The sequence below is a fragment of the Staphylococcus simulans genome (assembly GCF_002994445.1).
Classification (GTDB): domain Bacteria; phylum Bacillota; class Bacilli; order Staphylococcales; family Staphylococcaceae; genus Staphylococcus; species Staphylococcus simulans_B.
Window position 1 is genome coordinate 1 of record NZ_MRZJ01000008.1, and the last position, 14096, is coordinate 14096.

At 37.0% G+C, this 14096-nt stretch carries 15 protein-coding genes and 2 tRNA genes; all 17 read right to left on the reverse strand.

The annotated features are described in order from the left end of the window. Positions 1–11: 11 nt before the first annotated feature. Positions 12–85 (reverse strand) — tRNA-Gly (locus C7N65_RS09745). Positions 86–115: 30 nt separating this feature from the next. After that, a tRNA-Leu gene (locus C7N65_RS09750) sits at positions 116–198 on the reverse strand. Positions 199–478: 280 nt separating this feature from the next. Next, positions 479–934: a SprT family protein gene (locus C7N65_RS09755; RefSeq protein ID WP_105994383.1), complete on the reverse strand. Its 456-nt coding sequence runs from the start codon at positions 932–934 to the stop codon at positions 479–481. Positions 935–941: 7 nt separating this feature from the next. Next, on the reverse strand, positions 942–3092 hold the full coding sequence (locus C7N65_RS09760; protein ID WP_105994292.1) for a Tex family protein: 2151 nt from the start codon (positions 3090–3092) through the stop codon (positions 942–944). A 118-nt stretch (positions 3093–3210) separates the two neighbouring features. Next, on the reverse strand, positions 3211–3981 hold the full coding sequence (sigB, locus tag C7N65_RS09765) for an RNA polymerase sigma factor SigB (RefSeq protein ID WP_105994293.1): 771 nt from the start codon (positions 3979–3981) through the stop codon (positions 3211–3213). Continuing rightward, positions 3956–4435, reverse strand: coding sequence for an anti-sigma B factor RsbW (gene rsbW / locus C7N65_RS09770; RefSeq protein WP_105994294.1), 480 nt, complete (start codon positions 4433–4435; stop codon positions 3956–3958). The genes sigB and rsbW overlap by 26 nt, the downstream gene beginning before the upstream one ends. A gap of 1 nt (position 4436) precedes the next feature. Beyond that, complete coding sequence (locus C7N65_RS09775) at positions 4437–4763, reverse strand: anti-sigma factor antagonist (RefSeq protein ID WP_105994295.1); 327 nt, start codon at positions 4761–4763, stop codon at positions 4437–4439. 75 nt (positions 4764–4838) lie between these two features. Further along, positions 4839–5840: a SpoIIE family protein phosphatase gene (locus C7N65_RS09780; RefSeq protein ID WP_105994296.1), complete on the reverse strand. Its 1002-nt coding sequence runs from the start codon at positions 5838–5840 to the stop codon at positions 4839–4841. Positions 5841–6130: 290 nt separating this feature from the next. After that, positions 6131–6481: a type II toxin-antitoxin system PemK/MazF family toxin gene (locus C7N65_RS09785; RefSeq protein WP_031262808.1), complete on the reverse strand. Its 351-nt coding sequence runs from the start codon at positions 6479–6481 to the stop codon at positions 6131–6133. Then, on the reverse strand, positions 6478–6645 hold the full coding sequence (gene mazE / locus C7N65_RS09790; protein WP_105994297.1) for a type II toxin-antitoxin system antitoxin MazE: 168 nt from the start codon (positions 6643–6645) through the stop codon (positions 6478–6480). The genes C7N65_RS09785 and mazE overlap by 4 nt, the downstream gene beginning before the upstream one ends. Positions 6646–6725: 80 nt before the next feature. After that, the gene (gene alr / locus C7N65_RS09795; protein ID WP_105994298.1) at positions 6726–7880 is read right to left on the reverse strand and encodes an alanine racemase; all 1155 of its coding nucleotides are present in this window, start codon (positions 7878–7880) and stop codon (positions 6726–6728) included. 81 nt (positions 7881–7961) lie between these two features. Beyond that, positions 7962–8315: a holo-ACP synthase gene (gene acpS, locus C7N65_RS09800; protein WP_105994299.1), complete on the reverse strand. Its 354-nt coding sequence runs from the start codon at positions 8313–8315 to the stop codon at positions 7962–7964. Beyond that, positions 8316–8819, reverse strand: coding sequence for a PH domain-containing protein (locus C7N65_RS09805; protein ID WP_234019078.1), 504 nt, complete (start codon positions 8817–8819; stop codon positions 8316–8318). Then, positions 8788–10287 carry a PH domain-containing protein gene (locus tag C7N65_RS09810; protein WP_105994300.1) on the reverse strand — a complete coding sequence of 500 codons (1500 nt, stop codon included), beginning with the start codon at positions 10285–10287 and terminating at the stop codon, positions 8788–8790. The genes C7N65_RS09805 and C7N65_RS09810 overlap by 32 nt, the downstream gene beginning before the upstream one ends. Next, positions 10280–10744: a PH domain-containing protein gene (locus C7N65_RS09815; RefSeq protein WP_105994301.1), complete on the reverse strand. Its 465-nt coding sequence runs from the start codon at positions 10742–10744 to the stop codon at positions 10280–10282. Before C7N65_RS09815 ends, C7N65_RS09810 begins: the two co-directional genes overlap by 8 nt. 145 nt (positions 10745–10889) lie before the next feature. Next, the gene (gene cshA, locus C7N65_RS09820) at positions 10890–12398 is read right to left on the reverse strand and encodes a degradosome RNA helicase CshA (RefSeq protein WP_105994302.1); all 1509 of its coding nucleotides are present in this window, start codon (positions 12396–12398) and stop codon (positions 10890–10892) included. Between the two features lie 325 nt (positions 12399–12723). Then, positions 12724–14088 (reverse strand): UDP-N-acetylmuramoyl-tripeptide--D-alanyl-D-alanine ligase, encoded by a 1365-nt coding sequence (locus C7N65_RS09825; protein WP_105994303.1) that lies wholly within the window; start codon positions 14086–14088, stop codon positions 12724–12726. Positions 14089–14096: the final 8 nt, after the last annotated feature.

Consider the following 14096-nt stretch of genomic DNA (forward strand, 5'->3'; position numbering starts at 1 on the left):
AAAATCATTTTTGGAGCGGGTGATGGGAATCGAACCCACAACATCAGCTTGGAAGGCTGAGGTTTTGCCATTAAACTACACCCGCATAATTACTCGTGTAATCAATGAAATTTGATGCGGCCGAGAGGACTTGAACCTCCACGGGATCTCTCCCACTAGGCCCTCAACCTAGCGCGTCTGCCATTCCGCCACGACCGCTTGGGTTAAATTCATCAATTACTTAATTTAACAACGTACTCTATTGTAATACTTTCGTAATCTCTTGTCAATAACTTTTTAAAAGTTTTTAACAAGCCGTTAAAGTTCGTTTCAAATTTTTAATGTGTTTTTTTAGGACATGAACTATCATATAACATTCATTATCCTAAGTCAACATGAAACCTCGATTTTTTTCATCTTTTTTCAAATTTCTTCTATACACATAGAAACGCTGTGCATTGTGACACGTTCAAGCCTTAATGCACAGCGTTCATTTTTATTATTTCAGTTTCTTAACCAGCTGCAGTTTTCCATGGCAATGTCCGCATACCATTCTCTGTGTGTTTACTTTTTTAATTCTTGGAAATGATTTTTTGCATTTTCTGCACTGATAGATATAATTCGCTCTTTCTTCATAGCTTTTTATCGCACTGCAAAACCTCGGTGCACCAACTTGCTGACTTAATTGTTTAAAATCAGCATCTTTATGTTGGTAACCCCTCTTTTGCAAATGCAGATGGTAGTGGCACAACTCATGTTTAATAATGTCTATAATTGCCGCTTCTCCAAACTTTTCATATTGCTTTGGATTAATCTCGATATTGTGAGATTGCAGTAAATATCTGCCGCCTGTCGTTCTTAGCCGATTATTAAAATACGCCTGATGCTTAAACTCCCAGTTGAATACTTCTTTGGAAATCTTTTCTGTCAGCTGCTGCAATCTTTCATTATTCATCCATTGCTCAGTCATTTGGGTTAATCATCGTTAATGAAACTTTATTTTTAACTGTATCTGTATCTAGCACCCATACATCTACAATATCGCCGACATTGACGACATCCATAGGATTTTTGACGAAACGTTTAGAGAGTTGCGAAATGTGTACTAAACCATCTTGTTTTACACCGACATCTACAAACGCTCCAAAGTCTACAACGTTGCGTACTGTTCCGCTTAGTTTCATTCCTTTAGTTAAATCTTCTAAAGACAATACGTTCGATTTTAAAATCGGTGTTTCGTATTCATCACGCGGATCTCGGTTCGGCGCAATTAAAGCTGAGACGATATCTTCAAGTGTCGGTAATCCTACCTCTAACTTTTCAGCTGCTGCTTTCATATCAATTTTGTTCAGTGCATCTTTTAATTGTTTTGTGCCTAAATCCTCTGCACTCAGACCTTCTTGTTCCAGCAATTGGTATGCTATGTTATAGCTTTCTGGATGAATCGCTGTATTATCAAGCGGCTCTTTGCCATTAACGATACGCAAGAAACCAATACTTTGTTCAAAAGTTTTCGGCCCTAAGCGTTTAACTTTCGCAATTTGCTTATGATGATCAATTGCACCGTTCTCTTCACGGAAATCAATAATATTCTGTGCGATTTGCGGAGATAAACCTGATACGTGCTGCAATAATGAACGTGATGCTGTATTAACATCTACACCGACTTGGTTAACTGCTGTTTCCACAACAAAATCCAAAGCATTTTCTAATGCCTTTTGATTCACATCATGCTGATATTGTCCGACACCGATAGATTTCGGATCGATTTTTACTAATTCGCTTAATGGATCTTGTACACGACGACCTATTGACACAGCACTGCGTTCCTCAACTTGGAAGTCAGGGAATTCAGAACGTGCAATTTCAGATGCTGAATAAACAGAAGCCCCTGCTTCATTTACAATAATAAATTGCACATCTAAGTGATGTTTTTGAATCAAGTCCGCCACAAATTGTTCTGTTTCTCTGCTTGCTGTACCATTACCGATGGCAACAAGCTTCACATCGTAATCATTTACGAACTGCAAGAATGTTTTTTCTGCTTGCTGCTTTTTATTCACAGGCGGATGCGGATACATCACACCTTTAGCAATAAATGTTCCGTATGGATTGATTACAGCAAGCTTGCACCCTGTTCTGAAAGCCGGGTCGACACCTAAAATTTGTTTGCCTTTCAACGGCGGCTGCAATAACAAATGTTTGAGGTTCACACTAAAGACCTCAATAGCATGATCTTCAGCTTTCGTAGTTAAATCAGAACGGATTTCTCGCTCGATTGAAGGCATAATCAAACGTTTCATACTATCTTGTATAGCATCTTTAATATATTGACTGCCTTCATGATTGCCTTTGACTTCTTGTCTTTCAATATCACGTTCGATGCTGCTCGTATCCATTTCTATTTTAACGGTTAATACTTTTTCCTTTTCTCCGCGGTTCATTGCTAAGATACGATGATTTGCGACTTTATTGATTGGTTCTGAGAAGTCATAATACATTTCGTATGTCTTTTGTTCATCTTCAGCTTTTTTCTTTTTCTGACTCGTAATCAAGCCGCGCTTTTGTGTTTGCGTTAAGATTTTATTTCTATATTTAGGATTATCTGATACCCATTCAGCGATAATATCTTGTGCTCCTGCTAATGCTGCTTGTGCACTTTCTACTTCATCGTTGATAAAAGCTGCAGCATAATCAGCAGGTGATTGATCGATACTTTTTTGCATCAGCCATTTAGCTAAAGGTTCTAATCCTTTCCTTTTTGCTTCTGTGGCACGTGTCTTTTTCTTTTGTTTAAATGGTCTGTATAAATCTTCTACACGCTGCAATTTAGTTTGTTTTAAAATATCAGCTTTCAATTGTGCATCTAAAAGTCCTTGTTGTTCAATATTATGTAAGACTTCTTCTTTTCTTTTTTGAAGCTGCTCCATATAGTGGTATTCATCCGCTATTTTCTTGATTTCAACTTCATCTAATCCGCCCGTACGTTCTTTACGATATCTCGCGATAAACGGAACAGTATTATTTTCTTCTAAAAGTGCAAGCACTTCTGTAATTTGTTTGGTAGAAAAGTTATGTTGTTTTTCGATTGAGTTAATCAATTCTTTATTCAATATCGGCACCTCAATTTCGTTTTCTTGATTCCATGATAGCACAAAATACAAACAGGACTGAAATACATGAATACGTACTTCAGTCCTGTTATCAGATTCATATTTGCAACAAGCTGCTTTATTTCTTTGCTGCTTGCTGAAGTTTTTTAATCGCATTGCGCTGCAAACGAGAAACATGCATTTGGCTTAAACCAATGCGTTCACCTGTTTCTTTTTGACTTAATCCTTCGATAAACGTACACTGAATGATTTCACGTTCTCTGTCAGATAATATCGGTAAAATTCTTTCAAGAATCATGCGTTTTTCTGTTAAATCATAACCGTCTTCTTGTTCACCCATAATATCCAGCAGTGTCACTGTTGAACCGTCTTTGTCCGCTTCAATGGAATGATCCACACTTAAAGCATTATAACTTTGTCCCATCTCCATTGCTTCGAGTACTTCTTCTTCAGTGACTTCTAGTCTGTCTGCAATTTCAGCAATTGATGGCGAACGCTCAAGTTCATTAGTCAATTCATCTGTCGTTTTTTTGATCCTCGGACCAATTTCTTTAATTCTTCTTGGAACATGAACGCTCCAAGTCTTATCTCTTAAATATCTTTTGATTTCACCGATTACAGTAGGCACCAAGAAAGCTTCAAACTTTCTTCCGAAGTTAATGTCGAATCGATTGATTGCACCTATCAAGCCTACCATTCCTACTTGAACCAAATCTTCGTGGTGGGATTGTCCCTTTGAATACTTAAAAGCTAAAGATTCAATCAATTTCTGATAATGTTTGACAAGCTTGTCTTGGGCACTGGTATTTTCATTATTTTGATGCTGTCTGATCCACTCGTTGATTTGTTCTGGTGAAATATCGTTAGTTGATTTCGACTCTTTCGCCATTATTGTGCACCTGCTCTTTTTTTATATACTTAATCATGCTTATCGTAACACCATTGTCCTTGTTTACTTTAACTTCATCCATAAGTGATTCAATTAAGAACAAACCAAGGCCGCCTTCTCTTAAAAAGTCGATGTTTTCATTTTGTTTATATGGCCCTAGTTCTTTTTTCTTTTCTTCATAGTCGAAACTTTGACCTTGGTCAGAAATCACGACTCTGATTTTATCTTCGTAAATTTCAAAGCATAAATAAATAGAAGTATCTGTATCTTCACCTTTATAGGCATGCTTGACTGCATTTGTTACTGCTTCGCTCACTGCAATTTTTGCATCTTCAATATCATCGTATGAAGCACCGGCACGTGAGAATACACCTGACAGTGTTAATCGAATTAAACTGACATATTCAGCTTGTGCAGGTAACTTCATTTCAATTACATTCCGCTTCGCTTCCATGTCATTCTACCTCCGATCCTTCGTTTACATGCATTAAGTCGCTTAAGCCTGTAATTTCAAATAAACGGCTGATGCGCTCAGAAGCACCGATAATATATAATTCTTTATCATTTTGATTTAAAGCTTTCAATGTTCCAACAAATAAACCAAGACCTGTTGAATCCATGTAGCTGACATTCGTTAAGTTAACATGAACATCATGTGTACCTTCTTGTTTAATAGGTGACAAGACCTTTTCTAAATCAGGTACAGTATAGACATCCAATTCTCCTCCGACCTTAATTTCATAATACTCATCATGTTTTTTTGTCTCTATATTCAAGTTCATTCAATGATACACTCCAGTCTGTTCATATTTCAAACACTTATCTACCCGTTTTATTAAAAAGTTAATCACTTTTATTTAATTTACGCGCTTAATAATTAAAATTGTTAAGTCATCTCGTTTGCCTGAAGGCTGAATGCCTAACAGTTCTTCATATAATAACTGTACAATGTCTTGAGGATGCAGATTTTTGTATTTATGTATGAAATCTAACAAATAATCTGTTTCAATAAATTTGCCGTTTTCATCTCTGATCTCAGTCACACCATCTGTAAAGATAATAATCAAATCGTCTAAATAAATCGGAATCTCTTGCTGCTTATAACGCTCTAATTGTTTAACGCCTAATACTCTGCCTCTGACAGAAATTTCTTCAAATTCATCTTGTTCAGCTCTGAAGATATAACCAGGCTCATGTCCTGCTGAGCTGCAATACAATAAATGATTCATTTCTTCATACAAGCCGTAAAACATTGTCACGAACATATCTTGGTTAACGTTCTTTTCAACAACACGATTCAATCGTTTTAATCCGTCGCTTGGTAATTGCGAATGCCCATAGGAATCCATACCGAACTTAATCATACTCATTGCAAGTGCTGCAGGAATCCCTTTGCCGATGACATCTGCAACAGCGAAACTCATTGTCCCATCTTTATGATCGATTAAATTAAAATAATCTCCGCTTACCTTTTGTGCAGCTACGGAAATAACCCCGATTTGAATACTGTCAAATTGAGGTATCTCTGTTTGCAGCATTGTTTGCTGTAAACGAGAAGCTAAATCCATTTCCTTGTCATGGTAGTATAGTTTATCTACCATTTCTTGGTAATCTTGGTAGCTGAAGCCATATGCATTTGCAATTATTTTCAATAATTCGAACGTAGCCAGAATTTCATCTCTATTTAAATCCATCTCGTTGGCACATTCACGATGAATATCCAATACATCTTCTGCTTGAATGTCCTTTTCGATGATTTCTTTGCCGAACGCCTGGAATTGGTTCGTTATCTTTTCTTTATCATAGGACTCTACATATGATTGCATCATTTGCAAATACCTTTTTTTAAAATCCTTCATTGTATCGCCCTCTCTATAAATGTCAGTTTTTGCCCAATATTCTGTTTAATCTACACACTAAATACACATAAAGTTCATCATAGAAAAAGAGGAAAAAAACAAATTTCAGCATCATAGTAAGAATGCTGTATTACGCTATGATCATAGTCGAGCAATAAGCAAAATTGCTAAGTAAGCTGAAATCGTTTTTTAACCTCTTAACTTAATTTCATGGATGAACTGGATTGTTCAGCAAGACTGACATATCCGTTTGTCATTTAGTTGTTAAATATCAAGTTTGCAATCGGTTCTTAATTTTTGTGAGTTAAACCCAAACTGATTCCAATCGCATTGTCAATTTCTTTCATCTTTTCATCTGAAAGATAAGTCAGTTTCTCTTTCAAACGTTTTTTATCAACTGTTCTAATCTGTTCGAGTAAGATAACAGAATCTTTGTCTAATTTATATTTACTCTTTTCAATTTCCACATGTGTTGGAATTTTTGCCTTGTTAATACGGCCGGTAATTGCGGCTACAATCACCGTCGGACTGTACTTATTGCCAGTGTCATTTTGTATAATTACAACAGGTCTAACTCCCCCTTGTTCAGAACCTTGCACTGGTGATAAATCAGCTAAATATACATCGCCTCTCCTCATCATTCATCCTTGTCGAATGCAAGATAAGATTCGTTGCAATCACAGGCTTCACATTCAACTGAAAATGCCTCCGTTGCTAGGGAGAGATTTAAATCAGCCATTTGTGAATAGCCTTCTTTTAATGACTGTTCCAAACTATAAGTTCTATTCTGATTAAAAGTTGACATAAGTAAGACCTCCAAGAAATAAAGAACTGCTAAATTAATATTCAAACTAATGATAACAAATTTCAAAATTCATGACCATACTATTTTTGCAATTCGTTGACAATATCAAATAATTTTTCAGGTTCATAAATTCTTGGTACACGACGGCTGATGCGGCATAACACTTCATAATTGATTGTTTGCTGTTTATTCGCCATCTCTGTTAATGATTCCAGACCCTCGTGTTCACGGTTGAGCAAAGTTGCTGTATCACCGACATGAAACGTTTCATCTTCAGGTAATTCAACCATCATCTGATCCATGCAGACTCTGCCGATAATCGGGCAATGATGCCCTTTGATTTCAACTGTCGCACCTTGCATCATACGCGGAAAGCCATCTGCATAGCCTACACCTAATACAGCTGATTTCACTTTATGGTCCGCTGTATAAGTTGAGCCATAGCTTACTGTGTCACCGACATTCAGTTGTTTGACTTCCATAATTTCAGTCTGCCATTGTGCACACGGATACAAAACCGCATGTGTCTTTTCTCTTACATATTCAGATGGATAGTAGCCATATAATGCAATACCAGTACGGACCATGTTGCAAATCGGTGCTTCATGCAAAATAGTACCTGCAGAATTTTGCGCATGTACATAAGGCGGAAGTGGTAAAGTAGTTACCCATTCTTCAAACATTTGATATTGCTCTGCAGTATGCGGGCTATCTTCATCAGCTTGAGCAAAGTGTGTAAACACACCTTCAAAAATCAGATGTTCATGCTGATTGATCTCTTTAACAATCTTTTGGTAATCTTCTACTGATTTAATACCTAAGCGTCCCATTCCTGTATCGATTTTGACATGCAGCCATAAATCCTTTTCAACAGATGTATCAATTTGTTCAATCGCTGCTTTCAGCCATGAATATGATGGTACTGTTAATGCAACACGATGCTGAATCGCTTTATTAATATCATGCGGCATCACCACACCTAGAATTAAAATTTTGGCATCAATGCCGTTCATACGCAGTTCGATTGCTTCATCTAATGTTGCTACCGCAAAGAACTCTGCGCCGTTGTCTTCTAAACAGCGCGCAACTTTGACACTGCCCATACCATAGGCATTCGCTTTTATAACAGGCATCACTTGTTTATTGGGTTGTAGTTTACCTAGTACTTGATAGTTTTTTAAAATTGCTTCTAAATCTACCTTAAGATACGTAGGCCGATAAAATTTATCCGCCATAGTGTCATCTCCTTTAAAAACCGTTAAAATGTATTACTACTATAATACTACTTTTCACACTTTAGCAATACTCTTATTGTACTAAATCTTCTCTAGTATCACTTGGCTTGTCGCATAATTTTCAGTATGCGAGATGCTGACATGCACTTTAAATCCTTCGTATTCTATAAAAGGTCGTCCTAATTCATCATTTTTGCAGTTGATTGCTTTAAAGCCGATGCGTTTGCCGATCCCTGTCCCCAAGGCTTTACTGAAAGCTTCTTTGCATGCAAAACGGCCTGCAAGAAATTCTGCTTTTCTCTTTTCATGCGAAAATGAATTGAATTTCTCAAGCTCATCTGCACTTAAAATCTTCTCTGGCAATCTTTTTTGGCGTTCCAGCATCGTTTGAATACGCTCGATTTCAATTAAATCTATTCCGATTCCGTATATCATTTACTCACCTGTTTCTATATCATACTCATATAAAGTTTGAGAACTTTGTTTGATTTCATCCATTATAGCTTGTGCTGTAGTTCTTTTAATTAAAATAATATCACTATTCCCGCCGGCTGTGGATAAAGTTAGTGTTGCCAGCTGCCATTTGCGCATGATCCATCCTTCAGTAATATCTATGTTTTGAATTCTGAAAAGCGGAATATGTTTCAAGCTGACAAACAACATGCCTTCTTGTACAATTATCTTTTTGTTTTCAAGCACATAGCCATGTTGTTTCTTTTTCAGCCATGGATTGATAAGGCAGTCGATGATAATAGCAACCACAATGACACAAGCAGTAATGATAAAGTTCCATTTAACAGCTCGCTCTGACGTTATGTGCCACCAGTATAAGTCTGAAAAGGCAAGACTAAGCAATACCAATGCAATCAATGCTGTGCGTATTAACCCTGCAATAACAAGTACTTTCTTACCCTCTTGTGCCATTCGATTCAGTTTCATCATAACCCTCCTTGATATACCATTGTTTCAAACGCTCCGCTTCTCGGTCAGGAATAAACCGCAGCCCGATATCTATACTGGATAAACCACGTGCAGCCTTAAAGTTGAAATCAGCCAACTTGGCATGCTGCATGAAAAGATTTTGTGCTTTTTCAAAACCGATAATTTTATCCTTCTTCACATAAAAATATCGTGTCCGCATCAGCTGTGTTTTCTTCACTGTTAATAATGATGCATCTGTCATATAGCCAGAATAGAGCACAGTCATGATACTGTTCACAATAAACAACACACTTATGAATGCTGCTAAAACGAGATACCACACTGACCAGAAATACGTACAAATTCCGCCAGCAATCAGCAACAAAGCCACACCGATTTGTGCATGTCTGCGTATCCCGCCTTTAGGCAATCCTGTCGGTACACCTTGAAATTCCATAGACGGTACCAGCTGCTGTACCATTTCATAGGCTTTTTGTCTTTTGATAAACGGTAAAATCACAACATCTCCTGATGCAGATTCTGATTCTTCAGAGCTGTGTCCATCGCTTGTAATAATAAACGAAATAGAAGTATAACCCATAAATCTGCGAATAAAAGATTGCTTTTCAACAACTGCTTGTATTCTGCGTATCGGTACGTTCACAGTTTTAACACTTAATAAACCATGCTTGATATGAAGTTGTTCATTTTCTTCAGTCAATGTATAACCATAGCTGCGTACAAATTCTATAATGACACCGATAATGTATGCCGCAAGCAGCGCTGTAATAACGAGACCTGCTACAGCCACATATGCCGCATGTGCAATCCATTCGAAACGATTAAATAAACTTTCCCATGGAATGATTTCTTGGAATGTCCCGAGTATTGGTGTCAGTGTAACTAACGCAAAACCGATTGACCCGCTGGAAAGTGCCATTAAAATCAATTCTTTCAACGACAATTTAAAGAGCAATTGCTGCGATTTTGATTCATCTTCAGCACCTTCAACTGCTTCATTCTGTTCTGCCGGCTGATCATTGGCATACTGTACGGCTTTAACATTTTGTTCAATGTCTTCAAATTGCTTTTTAGAGACAATTTCTAATTGGATACTATCGCTCGGTGTTTTGATTTCCATAATCATGCCGCCGAAGATTCGACTGATAATATCTTGTGAAGAGTCAAAGGATTGAATACGTTGAATATCTAATTCTTTACGTTTCTTATTAAAAACCCCTTCTATAACGACAAAGTGATGACCTTCTATCCAATAGCGCGTTGAATATACCGCTAATGCATTGATGATAAAAGAAATAAGGAAGATTCCTATCATCGCTGCAGGCCAAATATATTCTCGGACATTCGTAAAGTTAAAATCCTTAATATTGATAAAGAATAAAATGATAACGATGATATTTTGTTTAATCGTTTTAATCAAGCCTGTGAGATAAGACAATGGATGCAGTTTCTGAGGACTATACATCAGCATCCACCTCCTCAAGCTTTTGTATACAAATTTTTTCTACTTCTTCTGCTGTCTTATGCATCAATAACGGCAGTGCGATTTTATATCCTGCTGTGACCACAACAATACCGTAAAGTTTAAATAATCTAAGTAATGGTCCGCTTTTTCGTTCGACATATTGAATACGATCAAACTTTACAATCTCTTGTTTTTTAAAGAAGAAATCTTTAATCGTTGAAATATTTGTGCTTTCAATTTGATAATGACGATACTTCCAAAGCAGCCAAGGCCGAATACATAAATAGAGCAGCTCAATCACCAAGAGCACCAGCAAGAGGTTGATAATCCAGCTGTTCCAATGAAAGTAATTACTGATCCATCTGATACCTAAAAAGATAAGCAGATAAAAAAGAAACGCTATCAAAAAACGCGTGTAATAATATTGTATAACACGACGAGGACTTTGCTGTTTCATTTTTTATGCCTCTCCTATTCATTTTAATTTTAGTATTAATCATAGTTTAACAATGATTAACCTCATTTTGTAACAATTTTATGGAACATTATGTAAAAAAACCGCTCCGAAATTAATCGGAACGGTAACATTTTAATCACGTCTATTATTTTTGCAAGTCCGCAAATGTACGGCCTTTAATCGGTTTCTTATGGTCTTTTTTATCGTTGCGTTGTTTCTTGTTGTTGAATTTGCCTTTGCCGCGACGGTTTTTGTTATCGTGTTTGTTGTTAGAACGTTTGTTTGAAGGTTTGCCTCCGCGACGAGGTCCTTTAGAATTTTGACGTCCTTTTCTTGCTAATGGTTTTTCGAATGTTAATTGTACTTCTACTTCATCATTCGCTTCCACTAACTCTTGTAATAACGCTGCGACTAATTCAACATCATTGTATTCATTCAATAATTGAGATGAAATGTTTTGCAGACGTTCTGAATGTTCATGAGACATCCATTTTTCTACTTTTTCTTTAATGTCGTTTTCGCGTGCACGCAATACTTCTTTACGATGCGGCGGTCTTAAAGCTCTCATTCGGCGGTTGTTTGTTTGTTCGATTTGACGGATATAATCCATTTCAATCGGGTTCACAAATGTAACTGCGATACCTTTTTTACCAGCACGGCCTGTACGTCCAATACGGTGAGTATAGCTTTCAGTATCTTGAGGAATATCGAAGTTGTATACATGGCTGACACCTGAAATGTCTAAACCACGTGCTGCAACGTCTGTAGCAACTAAGATATCGATTTGATCATTTTTGAATTTCTTCAAGACTTCTAAACGTTTTGCTTGTGTGATATCGCCATGCAAGCCTTCTGCTTTATAACCTTTAGAAATCAACGCACTTGTTAATTCATCAACACGGCGTTTTGTACGACCGAATACAATCGCAAGTTCTGGTTGATGTACATCTAAGAAGTTTGTAAATGTTTCGAATTTCTCTAATTCTTTAACAATCGTGTAGTATTCGTCAATTTGCGGATCTGACATTTCGTTATTCATTGTTTTAACAATTTTAGGGTCTTTCATAAATTGCTGCACTAATGCTTGAATAGCTTTCGGCATAGTTGCAGAGAATAACATTGTTTGACGATTTTCTGATGGAATATTATCCATAATGAATCTCATATCATCGATGAAGCCCATGTTCATCATTTCATCCGCTTCATCAATAATCAATGTGTGAATATTATCAGTTTTTAACGTACGGCGATTTAAATGGTCAATCACACGTCCTGGTGTACCCACTACGATTTGAGGGCCTTTTTTCAATGCTTTGATTTGACGGCCGATTGGCATACCGCCGAATACTGTCACAACTTGTACGCGTTGTCCGCGGCTGAATGCTCTTAACTGTTCAGCTACTTGCATTGCTAATTCGCGTGTAGGTGCTAAGATCAGTGCTTGAATACCGTCTTTTCCTACAACTTTCTCGATTAATGGAATACCAAACGCTCCTGTTTTACCTGTACCTGTTTGAGCTTGACCTAGAATATCTAATCCGTGCAATGCAAACGGTATACTGTCATTTTGTATAGGAGTCGGTTCTTCGAAGCCCATATTAGCAAGCGTTTCAGCAGTTTTTTCTGAAACACCTAAATCTATAAATTTTTGCAAAATAATTCTCCTTTATATATGGTCGAGACGACTTTGATGATTTTGTGCTCTCTTCAATCCAGTAGATATACATCATCTATAAGTTTCATTTTCATCCTAAAAATGATAAAAAATGAGCGGTTAATAATTTAACATTCATTCTGTATGAATTACAGAACTTGATGAGCACCCGCCCCCACCTGTCTTTAATTTTTCATCAACTTCTATATAGTACCACCTTGAGACCATTATAGCAATAACGCAAATTCCTCTTAAAAACAAAAAAGTTAGTAAGATGATAGGAGTTCTCGTATTGAGAATTTTTCACCATCTTACTAACTTTGTATTATTTCTGTTCTAATAGTGCTTGTGCAACTTCTTCTAAAGCCATGCCTCTTGAACCTTTGATTAAAATATTATCTTTAGGCTGAGCAGATTGAAGGACTGTATCAATCAATGCTGTTTTATCATCAAAATGTTGTGCCGATTCTACAAATGCTTGACCAGCTTCATGAATATATTTTGCTTCTTCGCCGAAAGTCAGTAATATATCGATACCTTTGTTTTCTAAGTAGGCACCGACTGACGCATGCATCTCTGCACTGTTTTCGCCGAGTTCTAATACATCTGCTAAAATCAATAGTTTGCGTCCGTCCATTGCTGCGAGTGTATCAATGGCTGCTTTCATGCTTGTCGGACTCGCATTATAAGCATCATTAATCACAGCAATCCCTGAGTCTGTACGATGCAATTCCATACGCATTTGTGTTAATTGTACTTTCGCAATATTTTCTTTGATGACTTCATATGATAAACCTAACAATTTGCCAACTGTAATTGCAATCGCTGCATTACGCATATTATGCGTACCCAAAATCGGTATTTGATAATGTTCGCTGACATTTAAACTGAACGCAATACCGAATGCATCATGTTGATCTACACTGCAGACCACTTCATTCTCAGAACCTAATCCGATACTGATTGTTTGCTTGTCTGCTAGTGTATTGACATGCGGCACTAATAAAGGCTCGTCTCCATCATAAAGCAATACACCGTCTGGTTTTAAACCGGCTACTATCTCAAATTTCGCTCTTGCAATACCTTCTCTTGAACCAAGGTCTTGCATATGCGATTCGCCGATATTCGTAATTACCGCAATATCCGGCTGTGCAATTTCAGATAATAGTTCAATTTGATGGAAGCCTGACATACCCATTTCTAAAATAGATATTTCCGTATCTTGATCTAATTCAAGAATTGTTAAAGGCATGCCGATTTCATTATTATAATTGCCTTGTGTCTTTTTCACTTTGAAGTTAGGCTTCAAGACACTTTCAATCATATCTTTTGTTGTTGTTTTACCATTAGAACCTGTGACCGCAATCACTTTAGGCTGTACTAACTGCAAGTATGCTTTGGCAAGCTCTTGCAATGCTAATAATGTATCATCTACCCAGATGATAGGTCCTTCTACAGGCGTCTCTGGTTTTGCATCGTTTTGGTAAAAGGCAGCACCGGCACCATCTGCCAATGCTTGTTCAACAAAACGGTGCCCGTCTGTATTTTCCCCTTTAAACGGAATAAATAAATTGCCTGCTTCAATTTTTCTTGAATCAATTGCTGCGCCTTTAATCGTATGTTCTAAATACTGTTCATCAATTTCACAGGGAATCCATTCTTTAATTTGTTTTAATGTTACTTCTATCATTACAAGTA